The 19,770-nt window shown below is 33.6% G+C and carries 18 protein-coding genes; 13 read left to right on the top strand and 5 right to left on the bottom strand.

The window, feature by feature from the left end; genetic code table 11:
* Window positions 1-2: 2 nt before the first annotated feature.
* The 3 genes from lpxB to surE are packed head-to-tail and all read right to left on the bottom strand — an operon-like array spanning window position 3 to window position 2,172.
* A complete protein-coding gene (gene lpxB, locus ABD941_RS03690; protein WP_345272692.1) occupies window positions 3-1,115 on the bottom strand; it encodes a lipid-A-disaccharide synthase in 1,113 nt (370 codons plus the stop codon).
* Between the two features lie 3 nt (window positions 1,116-1,118).
* On the bottom strand, window positions 1,119-1,403 hold the full coding sequence (locus ABD941_RS03685) for a hypothetical protein (protein WP_345272691.1): 285 nt from the start codon (window positions 1,401-1,403) through the stop codon (window positions 1,119-1,121).
* Window positions 1,396-2,172, bottom strand: coding sequence for a 5'/3'-nucleotidase SurE (gene surE / locus ABD941_RS03680; RefSeq protein WP_345272690.1), 777 nt, complete (start codon window positions 2,170-2,172; stop codon window positions 1,396-1,398). Before surE ends, ABD941_RS03685 begins: the two co-directional genes overlap by 8 nt.
* 176 nt (window positions 2,173-2,348) lie before the next feature.
* Between surE and ABD941_RS03675 the strand changes: the two genes are divergently transcribed.
* Together ABD941_RS03675 and ABD941_RS03670 are read left to right on the top strand one after the other, a co-directional pair.
* On the top strand, window positions 2,349-4,493 hold the full coding sequence (locus ABD941_RS03675; protein WP_345273663.1) for a carboxy terminal-processing peptidase: 2,145 nt from the start codon (window positions 2,349-2,351) through the stop codon (window positions 4,491-4,493).
* Window positions 4,494-4,500: 7 nt separating this feature from the next.
* Complete coding sequence (locus tag ABD941_RS03670) at window positions 4,501-5,592, top strand: ABC transporter permease (protein WP_345272689.1); 1,092 nt, start codon at window positions 4,501-4,503, stop codon at window positions 5,590-5,592.
* 92 nt (window positions 5,593-5,684) lie between these two features.
* On the opposite strand, the gene yihA is transcribed toward ABD941_RS03670, so the two are convergent.
* Entirely contained in the window at window positions 5,685-6,287 is a 603-nt protein-coding gene (gene yihA, locus ABD941_RS03665; RefSeq protein ID WP_345272688.1) for a ribosome biogenesis GTP-binding protein YihA/YsxC, read from the bottom strand.
* Between the two features lie 17 nt (window positions 6,288-6,304).
* The gene (locus tag ABD941_RS03660) at window positions 6,305-7,069 is read right to left on the bottom strand and encodes an alpha/beta fold hydrolase (protein ID WP_345272687.1); all 765 of its coding nucleotides are present in this window, start codon (window positions 7,067-7,069) and stop codon (window positions 6,305-6,307) included.
* A gap of 320 nt (window positions 7,070-7,389) precedes the next feature.
* Here ABD941_RS03660 and mraZ point away from each other — a divergent pair, with 320 nt between their 5' ends.
* The 11 genes from mraZ to ABD941_RS03605 all read left to right on the top strand — a co-directional run bounded on the left by mraZ (window position 7,390) and on the right by ABD941_RS03605 (window position 19,769).
* A complete protein-coding gene (gene mraZ, locus ABD941_RS03655) occupies window positions 7,390-7,860 on the top strand; it encodes a division/cell wall cluster transcriptional repressor MraZ (protein ID WP_345272686.1) in 471 nt (156 codons plus the stop codon).
* On the top strand, window positions 7,847-8,743 hold the full coding sequence (rsmH, locus tag ABD941_RS03650; protein ID WP_345272685.1) for a 16S rRNA (cytosine(1402)-N(4))-methyltransferase RsmH: 897 nt from the start codon (window positions 7,847-7,849) through the stop codon (window positions 8,741-8,743). Before mraZ ends, rsmH begins: the two co-directional genes overlap by 14 nt.
* Window positions 8,744-9,061: an FtsL-like putative cell division protein gene (locus tag ABD941_RS03645; RefSeq protein ID WP_345272684.1), complete on the top strand. Its 318-nt coding sequence runs from the start codon at window positions 8,744-8,746 to the stop codon at window positions 9,059-9,061. It begins immediately after the preceding gene.
* 62 nt (window positions 9,062-9,123) lie between these two features.
* On the top strand, window positions 9,124-11,082 hold the full coding sequence (locus ABD941_RS03640) for a penicillin-binding protein (protein WP_345273662.1): 1,959 nt from the start codon (window positions 9,124-9,126) through the stop codon (window positions 11,080-11,082).
* Entirely contained in the window at window positions 11,079-12,542 is a 1,464-nt protein-coding gene (locus tag ABD941_RS03635) for a UDP-N-acetylmuramoyl-L-alanyl-D-glutamate--2,6-diaminopimelate ligase (RefSeq protein WP_345272683.1), read from the top strand. The genes ABD941_RS03640 and ABD941_RS03635 overlap by 4 nt, the downstream gene beginning before the upstream one ends.
* Before the next feature lie 85 nt (window positions 12,543-12,627).
* Window positions 12,628-13,869 (top strand): phospho-N-acetylmuramoyl-pentapeptide-transferase, encoded by a 1,242-nt coding sequence (gene mraY, locus ABD941_RS03630; protein ID WP_345272682.1) that lies wholly within the window; start codon window positions 12,628-12,630, stop codon window positions 13,867-13,869.
* A 137-nt stretch (window positions 13,870-14,006) separates the two neighbouring features.
* Window positions 14,007-15,338, top strand: coding sequence for a UDP-N-acetylmuramoyl-L-alanine--D-glutamate ligase (murD, locus tag ABD941_RS03625; protein WP_345272681.1), 1,332 nt, complete (start codon window positions 14,007-14,009; stop codon window positions 15,336-15,338).
* A gap of 6 nt (window positions 15,339-15,344) precedes the next feature.
* Window positions 15,345-16,538 (top strand): FtsW/RodA/SpoVE family cell cycle protein, encoded by a 1,194-nt coding sequence (locus ABD941_RS03620; RefSeq protein WP_345272680.1) that lies wholly within the window; start codon window positions 15,345-15,347, stop codon window positions 16,536-16,538.
* A 66-nt stretch (window positions 16,539-16,604) separates the two neighbouring features.
* A complete protein-coding gene (gene murG / locus ABD941_RS03615; RefSeq protein WP_345272679.1) occupies window positions 16,605-17,711 on the top strand; it encodes an undecaprenyldiphospho-muramoylpentapeptide beta-N-acetylglucosaminyltransferase in 1,107 nt (368 codons plus the stop codon).
* Window positions 17,708-19,060 (top strand): UDP-N-acetylmuramate--L-alanine ligase, encoded by a 1,353-nt coding sequence (gene murC, locus ABD941_RS03610; protein ID WP_345272678.1) that lies wholly within the window; start codon window positions 17,708-17,710, stop codon window positions 19,058-19,060. The genes murG and murC overlap by 4 nt, the downstream gene beginning before the upstream one ends.
* 16 nt (window positions 19,061-19,076) lie before the next feature.
* Window positions 19,077-19,769: a cell division protein FtsQ/DivIB gene (locus ABD941_RS03605; RefSeq protein ID WP_345272677.1), complete on the top strand. Its 693-nt coding sequence runs from the start codon at window positions 19,077-19,079 to the stop codon at window positions 19,767-19,769.
* The last annotated feature ends 1 nt before the right edge of the window (window position 19,770 follow it).

Below are 19,770 nucleotides of genomic sequence, written 5' to 3'. Positions count from 1 at the left end.
CATTAAGATTTAATAGACTTGTAGATTAATTTAGCTGTTTTTTTACTAGCACCTTTTCCACCCAAAGCTTTTTCCAATTCATAATAATCTAAAAATAGTTTTTTACGTGATTCGGGATTCAAGATTTTATCCAATTCCGCCTTGAGTCTTTTTTTGTTGAAATCATTCTGTATGAGTTCAGTAACAACTTCTCTGTCCATAACTAAATTTACTAATGAAATAAATTTTAAAGTGATGATACGTTTGGCAATATAGTACGAAACAGTACTACCTTTGTAGCAAACCACTTGCGGAATTTTAAACAAAGCAGTTTCTAAAGTAGCCGTTCCCGAAGTGACTAAAGCAGCAGTGGAAATACTCAGTAAATCATAGGTTTTGTTTGAAATAAATCTAACGTCATAAGATTTTATAAAAGTTTCATAAAAACTGTAATCTTGACTAGGTGCACCAGCAATAACAAATTGATAGTTAGGATAGTCGTTAACCAAACTCAGCATCACAGCAAGCATTTTTGTTATTTCCTGTTTTCTGCTTCCAGGGAGTAACGCTATTATGGGTTTATCTCCTAATTTGTGCTGTTCTTTAAATTGAATGTCATTAACTTGTTTTCTATTGGCTATGGCGTCAATTAGAGGATGTCCAACAAATGTAACCTCATAGCCATGTTTTTTATAAAAAGGTTCAACAAAAGGTAAAATGACGTACATAGCATCAATATCGCGTTTTATGGCTTTAACTCTGCTGGCTCTAGAGGCCCAAACCTGTGGCGAAATATAATAATTGGTTCTAAAACCTTCCTGTTTTGCCCATTTGGCTATACGCAAATTGAATCCTGAATTATCAATAAAAACAATAACATCGGGGTTGAATTGTTTTATATCGTTTTTACAAATAGAAAAGTCCTTAAAGATTTTTGAGAGGTTCATGATAACTTCAATAAACCCCATAAATGCCCGTTCTTTATAATGCTTTACTAATGTACCGCCAACAGATTGCATAAGGTCGCCACCCCAAAATCTAATATCTGCATTTACATCTTGATTTTGCAATGCTTTCATTAGGTTTGAGCCATGTAAATCACCCGACGCTTCTCCAGCAATAATATAATATTTCATTATTTAGAAGAGTTTAAAAACAAAAGTGAAAACAGCAATAAAAACGGTTATTAATAACACACCTCTTGCACGGTAATCTTGTTTCTTTTTTATAAAAATAAAAAAAGCCACTAAATTTAAAATAGCACCTAAACTAATTAGTTTTCCTAAAAAGCCTTCATCGGCCGCCGCTTGAATAACTGTTGTAAAATCATCACCTTTTCCTAATAAGCTAGCAGTAAAATATAAACCAATAGCATTGGCTATTAGACCAACAAACATACCAATGAAAATATCTTTTTTAATCATTTAAATTCCAAGTGTTTAAATCTTTTATAAAACGGTGAGCTGTTAAATCAAACTGAGAAGGAACAACCGATACATAGTTGTTTTCAAGTGCCCATTCATCAGTATCCTCTCCATTATCTAAATTAACAAATTTACCAGTAAGCCAGTAATAATCTTTTCCTTGTGGTGTTTGGCGTTTGTCAAATTCTTCAACCCAATTCGCTTTGGCTTGTCTACACACTTTAATGCCTTTAATGTGGCCTTCGGAACTATTGGGGATATTTACATTGAGAACAATACCATTGGGCAACCCGTGTTTTAGAACATTTTCGGTAACGGATTTAACAAATGGTTTAGATGCTTCAAAATTAGCATTCCAAGTATAATCCAATAAAGAAAAACCAACAGCGGGAATACCTTCAATACCCGCTTCAATAGCAGCACTCATTGTGCCAGAATAAATAACATTTATAGATGAATTTGAACCATGATTAATCCCAGAAACACAAAGGTCTGGTGTTCGGTCTAAAATTTCTCTAATAGCTAGTTTTACGCAATCCGCAGGAGTGCCAGAGCAACTATATTCTTTTTGAGGTCCATCATCTATAAAAACTTGCTCAGCATATAACGTGGAATTTAATGTAATAGCATGTCCCATGCCGCTTTGTGGACTATCTGGAGCGACCACAACAACATCGCCAAGCGTGTTCATAATATGAATTAAAGCTCTAACACCAGGTGCACTAATGCCATCGTCATTTGTAACTAGAATAAGTGGTCTTTTTGTCATTAATAGCTTTGTATAACACCGCTAAAATACATAATTTCGTCAGTAAATGCCTAATTTCTTCGGTTTAACAAAAAATTAGTAGCGATTGCCTGTATTGGCATGGTTTTTTCTTTATTTTAGTAAAAAATATGTTGTACTTTCCATAAGCTACCAAATACTAATAGATGAAGAATATTATGAAAAGGAATTATAAAATACTATCGTTATTGCTACTTCTTGCATTTGCATCTTGTAGTTTTACCTCAAAAAAATTTAGTAATCCTGATAAAGATAAATTATTAATTCAGATCATAACCTTTGTGCTAGAGCAAGGTCATTTCGACCCTATAGCATTGGATGATGATTTTTCTGCGGAATTATTTGACGATTATATAGAAATCTTAGACCCTGTTAAAAGGTATTTCTACGAATCTGATTATAAAGATTTTGAAAAGTTCAAATTAACTATTGATGATCAACTAAAGACGACTGATATCACGTTTTTTAATGTCGTTAACGAGCGCATGTTAAAGCGTATTGAAGAAGCCAAGGATATTTATAAAGAAGTCCTTTCGCAACCTTTTGATTATAATATAGATGAGACTTTTGATACCAATTACGAAAATAGTGCCTTTGTAAAAAATAGAAAACAAATGAAAGAGCGTTGGAGGCAACAGCTTAAGTTTTCTACACTATCTAATTTAGACGATTTATATAAACAAGAAAAATTAGCTAAAGAAAACGATGCGTCTTATGTAATGAAGACTAATGAACAAATTGAAAAAGAAGCTCGTGAGGCGACATTAAATTCCATAAACATCTTTTTTGAAGATTATATTGATGATCAAAGACGTGAAGATTGGTTTGCGGTTTATGTGAATACCATTGTTGAAGAATTTGATCCGCATACTTACTATTTAGCGCCCAGAAATAAAGAGGATTTTGATCAGCGTATGTCTGGAAAATTGGAAGGTATAGGGGCTAGGTTGCAAAAGCGTATGGATTACATAAAAATAGTGGAATTGATTTCTGGTGGACCAGCTTGGAGAAGTAAAGAGCTAGAGGTTGAGGATATTATTCTGAAGGTGAAGCAAGAAGATGAAGAGTTTCCAGTAAATATTGTAGGAATGCGTATAAACGACGCTATAAAATATATTAAAGGTCCTAAAGGAACAAAAGTGACATTAACCGTTAAAAAAGTGGACGGTACACTTAAAGATATTGTTATTACCAGAGATATTGTAGAATTGAATGAAACCTATGCAAAATCATCGATAGTAGATAAAGATGATAAAAAGTTTGGAGTAATTAATTTGCCCGCTTTTTATGTCGATTTTCAAGATTATAAAAATGTGAATGCTGCTAAAGACGTGAAAAAAGAAATCGAGCGTTTAAAGCAAGAAGGTGTGGAAGGTTTGGTTTTGGATTTGCGTAATAATGGAGGTGGTTCATTGCCGGCCGTAGTAGATATGGCAGGTTTGTTTATACAAGATGGCCCTATAGTTCAAGTGCGCTCAACCGGCGAGGCAAAAGAGGTTTTAAAAGACAGGGATAAGTCTATTGCTTGGGATGGGCCCTTTGTGATTTTGGTAAATGAAATTTCAGCATCAGCTTCCGAAATTATGGCAGCTGCTATGCAGGATTATAAACGTGCTATTATTATTGGTAGTAAACAAACCTATGGAAAGGGTACAGTTCAAAATGTGATTAATTTGAACAACATGCTTAGAAATAATACAAGTGGCGATTTAGGGGCTTTGGCATTAACGACCCAAAAATATTATAGAATTAATGGTGGTTCTGTGCAATTAGAAGGTGTTAAGAGTGACGTAAAAGTTCCTGGGCGTTTTAGTTTTATTGATGTAGGTGAAAAGGATAAAGAGAATCCATTGCCTTGGGATGAAATTTCTGCAGCAACTTATACAACATGGGAAAACTACTTTGATTACAATGCAACTATTAAAAAGAGTGAGGAACGTATGAGTAATAATGAGCAATTAAAGCTTATTGAAGATAATGCCAAATGGGTTAAAAGTAAAATTGACGAAACAGTTTACTCACTAAACTACAAAACTTATAAATCTAAAATAGAGGCTAATGAGTTAGAATCTAAAAAGTTTGATGCTATTTCAAAGTATAAAACGAATTTGACTTTTGATTCGCATAGTTATGAAAAGAACCTTTTTAAACAAGATACAACCGATTTAAAAGAAAAGCGTCAGCGTTGGCACGAAAGCTTAAGTAAAGATGTTTATATAGAAGAAGCGCTTAATGTATTAGAGGATTTAAAAACATCATATCCTATTAAAAAGGTGGCTTCCGCTGTCAAGGTAAAGAACTAATTATTTTATGGGTAAATTAAACTCACTAAGACAACTGGCGCTCCAAAAGTTTAAAAAAAACTTCTGGGGCGTTTTTAGTTTCTGTTTTATTGTTTTTGTTGGTTTGGTATCTGTATTTGCTTATGTATTTGCACCGGATAACTCGCGATATGCCAATCAAATGCATTTGGCAATTCACTCTAAAAAGCCAGGTTTTAAAGTAACCATGCTCACAATTCCATCAAAAATAGAAGCCAATCAAAGTGCTTTTGATAAAATGTTCTTTGGAAAAAAAAACACAGAAACTGAAATTCCTATTTCAGAATATAGTTTTAAAGACGATGTTTTAATATATAAAGAATATGCCTCTGATGGGTTAGAAGGCGCAGAGAAAACAATCCATATTAGTAAATTTCCAAACCATTCCGTAACCCAATTTATAAAAGAAAAAAACTTTCTGTTTGGTACAGATAAATATGGACGCGATTTATTAAGTCGGGTTTTAGTAGGGGCAAGAATCTCCTTTTTTATAGGCTTTGTAGCAGTTTTTATATCACTAGTTATCGGTGTTTTCATGGGGAGTCTAGCAGGCTATTTTGGTGGAAAGGTAGATACTGTTATCATGTGGATTATTAATGTTACTTGGTCCATACCAACCTTGTTATTGGTTATCGCCATAACCCTAGCTTTAGGAAAAGGGTTTTGGCAGGTGTTTATAGCCGTAGGGCTTACGATGTGGGTAGAAGTAGCTAGGGTTGTACGTGGACAAATAATTAGCGCTAAAGAAATGCAGTATGTAACCGCGGCTAGAGCTTTAGGTTTTAAGGATTACAGAATTATTACCAAACATATTTTGCCAAATATAATGGCCCCCGTTATTGTAATTTCTGCAGCTAATTTTGCAGCAGCTATTTTAATTGAAAGCGGACTTAGTTTCTTGGGTATTGGAGCACAACCACCCATGGCAAGCTGGGGTGCTATGATTAAAGATCACTATAATTATATTATTCTTGGTAAACCCTATTTAGCTATGATTCCTGGATTTTGTATTATGAGTTTGGTTATGGCATTTATGCTGATTGGGAATGCGTTACGGGATGCTTTAGATGTGAAGAATTAGTTTGAGATAATTAACTTTATTTTGTTTTTTAAATTAGTTTTTTGTTGCTCAAACAAATATAAAAAACACTAAAAAAGAAGGAGTGTTGGTTATTATAACTCCATGTTCTCATTTAATTTATCAATATATGCTAAAACGTCATCTTTTCCAATAGCTTTAGACGAAGAGGTGATAAAATAATTAGGCATATCCTCCCAAGTTTCTAAAAGTACTTTTTTGTAGTCCTCTACATGATTTTCAATAGCCTTAGGTTTTAGCTTATCAGCTTTAGTAAAGATGATTGAAAACGGAATACCGTGTTCCCCTAGCCATTGCATAAATTCTAGGTCTATGGCTTGTGGCTTGTGTCTAATATCAATTAAAACAAATGCCGTAACCAATTGTTCGCGCAACGCAAAATATTGAGTTATAAATTTCTGAAAGGTCTTTTTTGAGCTTTTAGATACACGTGCATAACCATAACCAGGTAAATCAACAAGGTGCCAGTTTTTATTAATTAAAAAATGATTAATAAGCTGAGTTTTTCCAGGTCTTCCAGAAGTTTTAGCCAAACTTTTTCGGCTAGTCAACATATTTATTAATGAAGATTTGCCAACATTACTTCTGCCAATAAAAGCGTATTCAGGAAGCCTGCTTTTTGGGCACTTAGCAACATCAGAGTTGCTCATAACGAATTCGGCAGACTTAATTTTCAAATTAGGCTTTTTAAATATTAAAATGCTCTTTTCTCCAACCAAGCATCCATAATACCATTAAACTCATCAGGGTGTTCCATCATAGCCGCATGTCCACATTTGTCTATCCAAAACAATTCAGAATCTGGTAAAAGTTCATTAAATTCCTCGGCAACTTCAGGAGGGGTTACATTATCATTTTTTCCCCAAATTATACACGTTGGTGTTTGCATTTTTGGCAAGTCTTTAGCCATATTGTGCCTAATAGCACTTTTGGCAATAGCTAAGGTTTTTATTAATTTATTACGATCGTTTACAGTTTCGTAAACTTCATCAACAATCTCTTTTGTAGCTACAGCAGGATCGTAAAACACATCTTGGGCTTTCTTTTTTATGACCTCGTAATCGCCACGTTTGGTATAGCCACCACCCATAGCACTTTCGTAAAGTCCAGAGCTTCCGGTAATAATAAGTGCTTTTACCGTTTCAGGATACATTTTTGTGTGATACAGGCCAATATGTCCGCCTAAAGAATTTCCTAGAACAATAACGTCTTTATAGCCTTTAAAAACAATAAAGTCGTGCAAGTATTTAGCGAAACTTTTTACGGTGGTTTTTAGCAAGGGCATCGTATATATTGGCAATTCTGGAATAAGGACTTTGTAGCCTTTTTCGCTAAAATAATCTGTCACAGAACTAAAGTTGCTCAAGCCGCCCATAAGGCCGTGTAGCACAATTATAGGTGTGCCTTCGCCTGCTTCAATATAGCTGAATTTTTTTTCTTTTTTTAAATGATGCGTCATTAATCAGTCAGTCAATAAAAACAAATATAGTTATTTCATTGATATTTCCACTATAATAATTTTTTTCAAGTAAAATTGAAATTTCATCAAAAACAAAACCACCATAAATTTTTTAACAGAGATGTTAACAAATCAATTATTTAAAAATGGAAGGCTTTAATCTAGTGTAAGATAGCGCCAGTATTGCTTTTGGTTTTCTTATTTGGGTTTTAAGATTACTTTAATCGAAAATTTATCAACAAAGTGGTAGGAAGTGGTAAAATATGGTAAATTTTGAATATATTTGAAACTTAAACTTTAAAACTTTCATAAAAACCGCTTTGGACTTAATTACAGGAACATACGATTGTAAAGTTGATGCAAAAGGCAGGTTAATGATGCCTATTGCTATCAAAAAGCAGTTGTCTTCTATTTTACAAGAAGGATTTGTAATGCGTCGTTCGGTATTTCAAAAGTGCATTGAGCTTTACCCTATAGCAGAGTGGCAAGTGTTGATGCAGAAAATGAATAAGTTAAATAAGTTTAAAAAGAAGAATAACGATTTTATCCGAAGGTTTACTGCAGGGGCTAAAATGGTTGAGGTTGATGTGAATGGAAGATTGTTGATTCCAAAGGATTTAACGGTTTTTGCAAAGATTTCAAAAAATATAGTGGTGGCTTCTGCTATCAATATTATTGAAATTTGGGATAAAGATTTATACGAACAAGCCATTGACGATGCAGCTGATGATTTTGCGGATCTGGCTGAAGAAGTTATGGGACAAGATGACGATGACCATGGAATATCATAACCCTGTACTACTGAAGGAAACTGTAGATGGTTTGAATATTCGTCCTGATGGTGTTTATGTGGATGTGACATTTGGCGGCGGCGGACACAGTAAGGAAATACTAAAACGACTTGGTGATAAAGGTAGATTGTTTGCTTTTGATCAGGATCTAGACGCTCTTAAAAATACAATTAACGATAGTAGGTTTGTGCTTATTCATGAGAATTTCAGATACGTAAAACGCTTTTTAAGATTTCATGGTGTAAAGCAGGTCGATGGTATTTTGGCAGATTTTGGTGTGTCTTCACATCAGTTTGATGTAGCCGAACGTGGGTTTTCTACACGTTTTGAAGCGGATTTAGATATGCGAATGAATCAGCAAAACGAGTTGTCTGCTTTTCATGTGGTTAATGAATACGAAGAAGAAAAATTGAAACAGGTGTTTTTGGAATATGGTGAATTGCGTGCAGCACCAGCAATGGCAAGATTAATTGTCGCCTATAGAAAAACGAAACCTATCATAACGAGTGAGCAGTTAAAAACTGTTTTAAAAAAGTTTTTACCACCACGTCATGAGAATAAAGTTTTGGCTCAAATTTACCAAGCGATTAGAATAGAAGTGAATCAGGAAATTGAGGCTTTAAAAGAGTTTTTGCAACAAACACCAGAGGTTTTATATAAAGGTGGACGGTTAAGTTTTATATCCTATCACTCTTTAGAAGATAGATTAGTTAAGCGTTTTATTAGAAACGGTATGTTTGAAGGAGAGCCAGAGCGTGACATGTTTGGGAATTTTGAAGTGCCGTTAAAAAAAGTAAATGGATTGATTGTGCCTACAGCGGAAGAAATAAAAATTAATAACCGAGCAAGAAGTGCAAAACTTCGAATAGCAGAGAAATTATAAATGAAAAAAAACATTTATAACATATTAAAAGGAACTTTTTTAGTAAGTGATGATTCCTTTAGAAATTGGAGATTTATCCTGTTTATTTCCGGACTGGCTATTATCATGATTGCAAGTTCGCATAGTGCAGACAAAAAAGTATATGAAATAGCGCGATTAAAAAATGAAGTTAAAGAAATGCGTTCCGCTTTTGTTGATGGTCGTTCCAAACTTATGCGGCTTAAAATGGAATCACATGTTATAAAAGCCATGAAAGAAAAGGGGTTAGCTATATCGGAAAACCCACCACAAAAAATAAAAGTAAAAAAACAAAATTAAATTAGGTTTTGGCAGTAAACGAAAAAGGCATATTAAACCGATTATATTTTATAGCAGGATGTATGTTCATCTTCGGAATTGCTGTGGTGTTTAAATTGCTAAGTATTCAGTTCTTACAAGGCGATAAATATAAGGCCTTAGCTACTGAACGTGTGGTCAAAGATGTTATCATTCCTGCAAATAGAGGAAATGTGTATTCCGTTAATGGAAATTTATTAGCGACTTCAATTCCTAAATATGATATTCGTTTAGATGCTTTAACATCTTCAAATAAAACATTCGAAAAGTATGTAAAGCCGTTTTGCGATTCACTATCAGAATACACAGGAAAATCTTCAGCCAAGCTTGAAAAAGCTATTAGGCGTGCACGTGTCAATAAGAATAGGTATTATCTATTGGCAAGAAATATCGGTTATTCAGATTATATACGAATAAGGAATTTTCCATTATTAAAGTTAGGGGCTTTTAAAGGCGGGTTAATTGTTGAGCAAACTACAAAACGAGAACACCCCATGGGAGGTATTGCGCAAAGAACGATTGGTTATGAGCGTGTAGATGATAAAGGAAATGTAACACGGCCAGGAATTGACGGTGCATTTGGGGTAAAGTATTTACGAGGTGTTGATGGTCAAAGAAAAAAACAACAAATAGGAAAAGGGCAATGGAAACCTTTAAGCGATGCTAACGAAATTGAGCCAAAAGACGGATATGATGTGTATACAACAATTGATGTAAATATACAGGATATAGCACATCATGCGCTTTTGAAGCAATTAGAACTGTATGAAGCTGAGCATGGTTGTGTGGTTGTTATGGAAGTAGAAACAGGTGAAATTAGAGCAATCTCAAATCTAGGAAGAACAAGTAGTGGTAAATATTACGAAAAGTTAAACTATGCTGTTGGCGAAAGTCATGAGCCAGGTTCTACATTTAAAGTTATGGCTCTAATGGCAGCTTTAGAAGATAAAGTTATTGATACGGCTACAGTTGTAGATACTAAAAAGGGAAGAAAACGATTTTATGGAAGATATATACATGATTCGAAACGAGGTGGTTATGGAGAAATTTCTGTAGCTCGAGCATTGGAAGTATCATCAAATATAGGATTGGCTACCATTATAGATGAACACTATTCTGAAAAACCAGAAAGATTTCTTAATCGAATTAAAGCATGGAAATTGAATAAGCCATTAGGAGTTTCCATTATAGGTGAAGGTGAGCCAGATATTCCAGAGCCAGGAGATAAAAAATGGAGTAAAAATGCATTGCCGTCTATGGCTTATGGGTATAATTTAGAGTTAACGCCGCTTCAGACTTTAGCATTCTATAATGCTATAGCGAATGATGGAGAACTTATAAAGCCAAGGTTTTTAAAAGCAATAAAAGAGTTTGATAAGGAAATTGAAACTTTTAATAAAGAAGTTATTGTTAAAAAAATCTCTTCAGATGAAACTTTAAATAAAACGAAAGAAATATTAAAGCATGTAGTCGTTAGAGGGACCGGGAAGAAGTTATACTCAAAAACTTTTTCTATGGCAGGAAAAACAGGTACAGCCAGAACAGAATATTGGATGAAAGATTGGGAAGATAACCCAAGATACATTTCATCTTTCTCTGGATATTTTCCTGTTGAAAACCCAAAGTATTCTTGCATTGTAGTCATTCATAAGCCAAGTACAGAAGTTGGGTTTTACGGCGCAGATGTTTCAGGACCCGTATTTAAAAGAGTAGCTCAAAAAATATACACAGACACGCCTTTGATAGATGAAGTTAACTCGCTTGAAGTTAAAATGGGAACAGTTGAAGACGAGTATGAAAGCTTTTATAAAACAGCTCAAACTTATAAAACCATTATGCCAAATGTTGTAGGTATGCCAGCTATGGATGCTATAGTGCTTCTGGAAAATATGCAGGTAGATCTTAAAGTGAAATTGAATGGCAATGGTATTGTAAAGGCGCAATCAATCAAAAAAAGCACAAAGTTAAAAGATAAACAAACCATAGTTTTAAAAGCATCATGATAGCATTAAAAGACATATTATATAAGGTAACTATCAACGCGGTTGTTGGAAGTACAAATATAGATGTGTTAGATGTTGATTTTGATTCTCGTAAAATTACAGATGGTAATTTGTTTGTAGCCACTCGAGGTACAATTGCAGATGGTCATGATTTTATTGATACAGCTATAGAGAAAGGCGCAAAAAGTATTGTTTGCGAAGCCTTGCCAAAAAAAATAATCGATGGTGTTACCTATATAGAGGTGGAAAACTCCAGTAAAGCTCTAGCAATTATAGCTTCAAATTTTTATCAAATACCATCAGAAAACTTAAGATTAGTTGGAGTTACCGGGACTAATGGAAAAACTACAGTAGCAAGCTTATTGTATCAATTGTTTAAAAAAGCAGGATATAAGGTAGGCCTGTTGTCAACTGTAAAAATTATGGTTGATAACACCGAGTATAAAGCGACACATACCACACCAGATTCATTAACCATCAATAAGTATTTAAGTGAGATGAATGCGGTTGGAGTAGAATTTTGCTTTATGGAAGTAAGCTCTCACGGGATTCATCAACATAGAACAGAAGGTTTATGCTTTGAAGGTGGTATTTTTACAAACCTGTCCCATGATCATTTAGATTACCATAAAACTTTTGCAGAATACAGAGATGTAAAAAAGAAGTTCTTCGATCAGCTTTCAGACAAAGCGTTTGCACTCGTTAATGTTGATGATAAAAACGGCTTGGTTATGTTGCAAAACACTCAGGCTAGAAAGTATACCTATGCCTTGAAAAGTTATGCTGATTATAAATCCCAAATATTGGAAAATCAATTTGGAGGCTTATTACTTAAAGTTAATGATAGTGAGGTTTGGACAAGACTTATTGGGAATTTTAACGCCTATAATGTTTTGGCAATTTACGCGGCTGCAGAATTGTTAGGACTTGAAAAAGTTGAGATTTTAAGATTGATAAGTGATTTAGAAAATGTAAGTGGACGTTTTCAGTATGTGGTTTCAGGTGAAAAAATTACAGCTATTGTTGATTATGCACATACACCCGATGCTTTAAAGAATGTATTAGAAACCATTAATAGCATTCGTACTAAAAATGAAGAGCTAATAACGGTTGTAGGTTGTGGAGGCGATAGAGATAAAACCAAACGCCCTAAAATGGGACATATCGCCACGGCATTAAGTACCAAAGTGATTTTTACTAGCGATAATCCGCGAAGCGAAAAACCAGAAGATATTTTAAGTGAGATTGAAAAAGGTGTTGAGCCTCAAAATTATAAAAAGGCACTAACCATTGAAGATAGAAAGCAAGCCATTAAAGCAGCTTGCCAAATAGCACAGCCTAACGATATTATTTTAATAGCAGGAAAAGGACATGAGACCTATCAAGAAATTAAAGGAGAACGCTTTGACTTTGATGATCTTAAAATAGTGCAGGAATTTCTGAAACAATTACAAAAGTAGCTAGAAATGAAGCTTAAAGCAAAAGATTATAGTAACCAGAAACTAATAAACAGTAACCAGAAACCAACAAATAACCAATAACACAATGCTGTATTACCTATTCGAATATTTAGAAAAACAGTTTCAATTTCCGGGCGCAACACTTTTTGGTTTTTTAACCTTTAGAGCAGCTTTGGCAATGATTTTATCACTGTTAATTTCTACAATTTATGGTAAAAGAATTATTCGGTTTTTATTAAAACAACAAGTAGGAGAAACTATTAGAGATTTAGGTCTTGATGGTCAAAAAGAAAAAGCAGGCACGCCAACTATGGGTGGAATCATTATCATTCTTGCTACTTTAATTCCAGTATTATTATTAGCAAAACTGGAAAATATATACATCATGCTTTTAATAGTAACGACTCTTTGGATGGGGACTATTGGGTTTATAGATGATTACATTAAAAAGTTTAAAAATGACAAAGAAGGTTTAAAAGGGCGTTTTAAAGTTTTAGGGCAAGTTGGATTAGGTATTATAGTTGGAGCTACTTTGTTTTTTCATCAAGATGTAACGATGAAAGAAAAGCTTCCCGTTGCAGAACAGCAAATATTATTAGCTGAAAACCCAGATATAGAAGCTTCAAAATTATTTAAAGACGAAGTTAAGTCAACAAAAACAACCATTCCGTTTGTAAAAGGTAATGAGTTCGATTATGCCGATTTAATTACTTGGATAAGTCCAGATTTACAAAAATACGCATGGATAATTTTTGTTTTGGTGTCCATATTTATTATTACGGCGGTTTCAAATGGCGCTAACTTAACCGATGGAATAGATGGTTTAGCGGCTGGAACATCAGCAATAATAGTATTAACATTAGGGATTTTTGCCTGGGTATCGGGTAATATCATTTTTTCGGAATACCTCAATATCATGTATATCCCAAGAGTTGAGGAAATTACAATTTATATAGCAGCCTTTGTTGGAGCATTAATTGGGTTTTTGTGGTACAATACCTACCCAGCACAAGTATTTATGGGCGATACAGGGAGTTTGACTATTGGAGGCATAATAGCGGTAATAGCCATTGCAGTTCGTAAAGAGTGGTTAATTCCAGTATTGTGTGGCATCTTTTTAGCAGAAAATTTATCGGTGGTCATGCAAGTCAGTTGGTTTAAATATACCAAAAAGAAGTATGGCGAAGGACGACGCATCTTTAAGATGTCGCCATTGCATCATCATTACCAAAAATCAGGATATCACGAAAGTAAAATAGTAACACGGTTTTGGATAGTAGGCATATTGTTGGCTATCATTTCAATTGTGACTTTGAAAATTAGATAACAAATTCCTGCGAAAGCAGGAATCCTATAATTGTAAGTAAAGAAACGAAGAGTTAGAGAAGTGATAAAAGAGATTTACATAGAAACAACTAATAAAAGCAAAGTGGTAAGTCCTTACCCTTTGGGGAAGGATTTAGTATGGGGCGTTTAGTAATTCTTGGAGGAGGAGAAAGCGGTATAGGCACAGCGCTTTTAGGAAAAGAAAAAGGCTATGAGGTTTTTGTTTCCGATAAAGGAAAAATAAAAGAAAAGTACAAACACGTTCTTATACATAATGAGATTGAATGGGAAGATGAAGGCCATACAGAAGCTAAAATTCTAAATGCTGATATCGTTATGAAAAGCCCAGGGATTTCTGATAAAGTGGCTTTGGTTAAGCAAATTCATGAACGCGGAATTACTGTGGTTTCTGAAATAGAATTTGCTTCAAAATTTACAGAGGCTACTATTATTGGAATAACAGGAAGTAACGGTAAAACAACAACAGCCACTTTAATACATCACATTTTAAAACAAGAGTTGAATGTGGGGCTAGCGGGAAATATTGGCGACAGTTTTGCAAAACAGATTTTAGAAGAAAACTTTAAAAATTATGTATTAGAGATCAGTAGTTTTCAGTTAGATGATATCATTGATTTTAAACCGAAAATAGCCATAATTACAAATATAACACCCGATCATTTAGATAGATATGATTACAAGTTTGAAAACTATATCGATTCTAAATTTAGAATAGCCATGAATCAAACCAAAGACGATTATTTGATTTATGATGCCGATGATGAAGTCATTACAAAACATCTTAAAAACAACCCAGTTCAATCTACATTATTGCCATTTTCATTAGAAAAAAATATTGAAAATGGTGCGTATTTAGACAAAGACACTATTAAAATAACAATAAATAACAATCAAATTATTATGCCAACATCAAATCTTACATTAGAAGGAAAGCACAACATTAAAAATGCGATGGCAGCTTCTACTGTAGCGCACTTACTTAAAATCAGAAAACAAACCATTAGAGAAAGTTTTGAGAATTTTCAAGGAGTTGAGCATCGTTTAGAACAAGTGCTAAAAATAAACAAGGTGCAATATATAAACGACTCCAAAGCTACTAATGTAAATGCAACATATTATGCCTTAGAAAGTATGGATGCGCCAACCGTTTGGATAGTTGGAGGCGTAGATAAGGGTAATAATTATGAAGCTTTGTTTCCTTTTATAAACGAAAAAGTAAAAGCTATTATTTGTTTGGGCGTTGATAATGAAAAATTAATGAACACGTTTGGCAATATGGTTGATGTTATTATAGAAACACAGTTTATGAGCGAAGCTGTAAAAATAGCTTATAAAGTAGCTAATGCTGGGGATAACGTATTGCTTTCTCCAGCCTGTGCAAGTTTTGATTTATTTGAAAACTATGAAGATAGAGGGCGTCAGTTTAAAAATGCAGTAAGAAACTTATAAAAGGACGTGCAAAAACTATTTAAAAATATAAAAGGCGATAGGTTAATTTGGGCAATAGTAGCCCTGTTGGCAATACTATCATTTTTGCCTGTTTATAGTGCTGCAAGTAATTTAGCTTATAAGACAGTAGGAGGTAATACATTTACGTTTTTTGTTAAGCATTTTGTGCATTTAGTTTTAGGATTTGGTATTATGTATGGTGTTCATAAAATTCCATATAGATATTTCAAGGGGTTATCTTTAATTATGATTCCCATCGTACTGGTTTTGTTAGGTGTAACCATGTTGCAAGGTACAACCATTGAAGGAGCAAATGCCAGTAGGTGGATTCAAATACCTATAGTTGGTATGTCTTTTCAAACGTCAACTTTAGCGGCTGTTGTTCTTATGGTATATGTGGCTCGATATATGTCTAAAATAAAAGATAAAGCTATTACGTTTAAAGCATCTGTCTTGCCGCTTTGGGTTCCTGTTTTTTTTGTGTTGATACTCATATTGCCTGCTAATTTTTCAACAGCGGCCATCATGTTTTTAATGGTGCTCATGTTAGTCTTTTTAGGAGGCTACCCGATACGTTATTTGGCTGTTATTATAGGTTCTGGAATTTTAACTTTAACCTTATTTATACTAATAGCTAAGGCTTTTCCTGATGCTATGCCAAATAGGGTGGATACATGGATGGGTAGGATTGAAAGTTTTTCAAATCCAGAAGATACCGAAGCCGATTATCAAATAGAAAAAGCAAAAATAGCCATAGCAACAGGAGGTATTAAAGGTGTGGGACCAGGAAAAAGCATGCAAAAGAATTTTTTGCCCCAATCATCATCCGATTTCATCTTTGCTATTATCATTGAAGAATACGGACTAATAGGCGGGTTTGTTATTATGATATTATATCTGTGGTTACTTTTTAGAATTGTTATAGTAGCACAAAAGTGCGATACCATATTTGGAAAACTTTTAGTGCTTGGAGTTGGTTTGCCAATTGTGTTTCAAGCATTAATTAATATGGCCGTGGCTGTAGAGTTGTTTCCAGTAACAGGTCAAACCCTGCCCTTGATAAGTAGTGGAGGAACATCCATATGGATGACCTGTTTAGCTATAGGAATTATATTAAGTGTAAGCGCAAAACGAGAAGAAATAAAAGAACAAGAAATAAATGAAGATAATCCATTGGAAATCCTAAGCGAAGCTTTGTAGTAAAGTAGCTCCTTTGGAATTTGGGTTTTAAATATTGGAATTTTAAGAATATATATTCGTGCATTAGTGGAAAAAAAAGAGACATATAAAATTATTCTTTCAGGAGGAGGAACAGGAGGGCACATTTACCCAGCCATTGCCATAGCAAACGAGCTAAAATCCCGTTTTCCAGATGCTGAATTTTTATTTGTAGGTGCTAATGATAGAATGGAAATGGAAAAAGTGCCTCAAGCTGGATATGATATTAAAGGCCTTTGGATTTCTGGTATTCAGCGTAGATTAACATTAAAAAATTTAAGTTTTCCTTTTAAAGTGATTAGTAGCCTTTGGAAAGCTCGTAAAATCATAAAGTCGTTTAAGCCAAATGTGGCTATAGGAACAGGCGGTTTTGCGAGCGGTCCATTATTGCAAATGGCTGCATATTATAATATACCCAGTTTAATACAGGAGCAAAATTCATATCCTGGAATTACAAATAAGTTACTATCAAAAAAAGCGAAAAAAATATGTGTGGCTTATGATGGTTTAGAGCGGTTTTTTCCAAAAGAAAAAATTATAAAAACAGGTAATCCAGTGCGTCAAGGACTGTTGGATATTGATAATAAAACCGTTGAAGCTAAAGATTTTTTCAATTTAAAACACGGTAAGCATACCTTATTGGTCATAGGGGGTAGTTTAGGCTCACGACGAATTAATGAATTGATAGAAAAAGAATTGGATTTTTTTGATACACAAAATGTTCAAATTCTATGGCAATGCGGTAAACTCTATTATCAACAATATAAAATTTATAACAACACAAATAATGTGCAAGTATTTGAGTTTTTAAATAACATGGATTATGCCTATGCGGCGGCAGATATGGTGATTTCTAGAGCTGGTGCTAGTTCGGTTTCAGAATTATGTATAGTGGGTAAGCCGGTCATTTTTATCCCATCGCCAAATGTTGCAGAAGACCATCAAACAAAAAATGCTATGGCAATTGTTGAAAACCATGCTGCTTTATTAATTAAAGAAGAAGATTTAGAAGCTGACTTTGAGAACAATTTTTTACAACTCGTTGCGTCACCAGAAAAACAAAAAGAATTAGGACAGAATATTAAAAAAATAGCATTAATAAATGCAACAAAGGATATAGTGGATGAGGTAGAAAAGCTTCTTGAAAGTAAATGAATTTAAATAATATACATAACGTTTATTTTATTGGTATTGGCGGCATAGGCATGAGTGCTCTAGCGCGTTATTTCCATGCCAATAAAAAACAAGTAGCTGGATACGATAAAACACAAACCGAAATAACAGATGGTTTGGAAGGATTAGGTATTCAAATTCATTTCGAGGAAGCTGTTGAAAGTATAGATACTGATTTTTTAAACAAAAACAAGACGTTAATTGTTTATACACCAGCAATTCCAATTGCGCATAAAGAATTAAACTATTTTAAAAATAACGGTTATCAAGTCATAAAACGCTCTCAAGCTTTAGGTCTAATAACAGAAAACACATATTGTTTGGCAATAGCTGGAACACATGGTAAAACAACTACCACAAGTATTTTAGGACATTTAATGAACGAATGTCATGTGCCTGTAACAGCATTTTTAGGGGGTGTTAGTGAAAATTATAATTCCAATTTGATTCTAAATGGAACAGAAGTTTCAGTTGTTGAAGCCGATGAGTTTGATCGTTCGTTTTTAACCTTATCTCCAGATTTAGCTTGTATTACTTCTATGGATGCCGACCATTTGGATATTTACGGAGACGCTTCAGAATTAAAAAAATCATTTGAAGATTTTTCAAAAAAAATAAAGCCCAATGGAACGTTATTCGTTAAAAATGGATTGCCGTTACATGGTATTACTTATGGTATAGAAGATGATTCAGATTATACCATTCAAAATATAAAAATAGAAAATGGCACATATGTTTTTGATGTAAAGACACCAAAAACAATATTCAAAAAATTACAATTTAACCTACCTGGTAGACATAATTTGTCGAATGCATTAATAGCTTTGGCGATGGCTGTAGAGTATGGTTGCCCTATCGAGGAGCTCGGCAAAGCTTTAGCATCATATAAGGGAGTTAAACGCAGATTTACCTATCATATCAAAACAGAAAATTTAGTGTTCATTGATGATTATGCACATCATCCAGAAGAAATTAACGCTGTGCATCAAGCTGTACGCGAAATGTACCCGAATAAAAAAGTATTAGCAGTTTTTCAACCGCACTTATATAGTAGAACCCGAGATTTTATTGATGATTTTGCAAAAAGTTTATCGCAATTTGATGAGCTGTTACTACTAGATATTTATCCTGCAAGAGAATTACCTATAGAAGGTGTGACTTCAAAGTGGTTGTTAGGTAAAATAAATAACAAAAACAAAAAGTTAGTTAGTAAAAAAGAACTACTGTCTCAAATACACAGAAGTAATTCCCAAATTATTTTAACAATAGGAGCAGGGGATATAGGAGAAGAAGTCAAACACATAAAAAAAGAGTTTAGCATTGAAAATTAATTGGAACTATATAAAAATGTTGGTTTTACTAGGATTAGTAAGTTTTTTGTTCGCATTTGCGTCTAGTAGAAATGCGTCTAGAGAAGTATCTAGCCCCAATATAAAATTCATTGGAAAAAACAACCTTTTCATAACAAACGAAACTGTTAGTAAATTGTTAATACAAAATTACGGAGGTGTTAAAAACGTGCCTAAAGAAACTTTAGTTTTGAATGAATTAGAAAAAAACCTCAAATCTAATCCGATGATAAAAGCTGCAGAAGTGTATGTTGCTGTAAATGGTACACTTAATGCTGAAATAGAACAAAAAACACCTATAGCAAGAGTTAGCACTAATGCATCTTATTATGTTGATGACGAAGGTCATTTTATGCCATTATCATCAAATTATTCAGCTAGAGTGCCATTGGTTACTGGTTATGTTGAAAAAAACAATTTAAAAAACGTCTATAAAATAGCACGTAAAATAAAAAATGATAAATTTTTAAATAAGCATGTTATCGAGATTCATCAAGACATTGACAAAAGACTTCATTTAAGACTGAGACAATGTAATTTTATAGTACAGTTGGGAGATATGAAATTTTTAGATAAAAAAATAAACAATTTAAAAGCATTTTATCAAAAGAACCAAAAAGAAAATATGCTTAAGCGTTATAGTAAAGTTAATTTACAGTTTGAAAACCAAGTAATATGTACCAAAATTTAAG

Source organism: Flaviramulus aquimarinus (assembly GCF_039543205.1).
Classification (GTDB): Bacteria; Bacteroidota; Bacteroidia; order Flavobacteriales; family Flavobacteriaceae; genus Flaviramulus_B; species Flaviramulus_B aquimarinus.
This window is presented reverse-complemented; position numbering and strand designations above follow the sequence as displayed.

What these genes read in the sequence shown, in the direction of transcription:
- rsmH (WP_345272685.1), top strand. Translation starts at nt 7,847, where the DNA reads ATGGAATATCATAACCCTGTACTACTGAAGGAAACTGTAGATGGTTTG.
- murC (WP_345272678.1), top strand. Translation starts at nt 17,708, where the DNA reads ATGAATTTAAATAATATACATAACGTTTATTTTATTGGTATTGGCGGC.
- ABD941_RS03635 (WP_345272683.1), top strand. Translation starts at nt 11,079, where the DNA reads ATGATAGCATTAAAAGACATATTATATAAGGTAACTATCAACGCGGTT.
- ABD941_RS03660 (WP_345272687.1), bottom strand. Translation starts at nt 7,069, where the DNA reads ATGACGCATCATTTAAAAAAAGAAAAAAAATTCAGCTATATTGAAGCA.
- murD (WP_345272681.1), top strand. Translation starts at nt 14,007, where the DNA reads ATGGGGCGTTTAGTAATTCTTGGAGGAGGAGAAAGCGGTATAGGCACA.
- ABD941_RS03675 (WP_345273663.1), top strand. Translation starts at nt 2,349, where the DNA reads ATGAAAAGGAATTATAAAATACTATCGTTATTGCTACTTCTTGCATTT.
- ABD941_RS03645 (WP_345272684.1), top strand. Translation starts at nt 8,744, where the DNA reads ATGAAAAAAAACATTTATAACATATTAAAAGGAACTTTTTTAGTAAGT.
- mraY (WP_345272682.1), top strand. Translation starts at nt 12,628, where the DNA reads ATGCTGTATTACCTATTCGAATATTTAGAAAAACAGTTTCAATTTCCG.
- lpxB (WP_345272692.1), bottom strand. Translation starts at nt 1,115, where the DNA reads ATGAAATATTATATTATTGCTGGAGAAGCGTCGGGTGATTTACATGGC.
- surE (WP_345272690.1), bottom strand. Translation starts at nt 2,172, where the DNA reads ATGACAAAAAGACCACTTATTCTAGTTACAAATGACGATGGCATTAGT.
- ABD941_RS03640 (WP_345273662.1), top strand. Translation starts at nt 9,124, where the DNA reads ATGTTCATCTTCGGAATTGCTGTGGTGTTTAAATTGCTAAGTATTCAG.
- ABD941_RS03685 (WP_345272691.1), bottom strand. Translation starts at nt 1,403, where the DNA reads ATGATTAAAAAAGATATTTTCATTGGTATGTTTGTTGGTCTAATAGCC.
- ABD941_RS03605 (WP_345272677.1), top strand. Translation starts at nt 19,077, where the DNA reads ATGTTGGTTTTACTAGGATTAGTAAGTTTTTTGTTCGCATTTGCGTCT.
- ABD941_RS03670 (WP_345272689.1), top strand. Translation starts at nt 4,501, where the DNA reads ATGGGTAAATTAAACTCACTAAGACAACTGGCGCTCCAAAAGTTTAAA.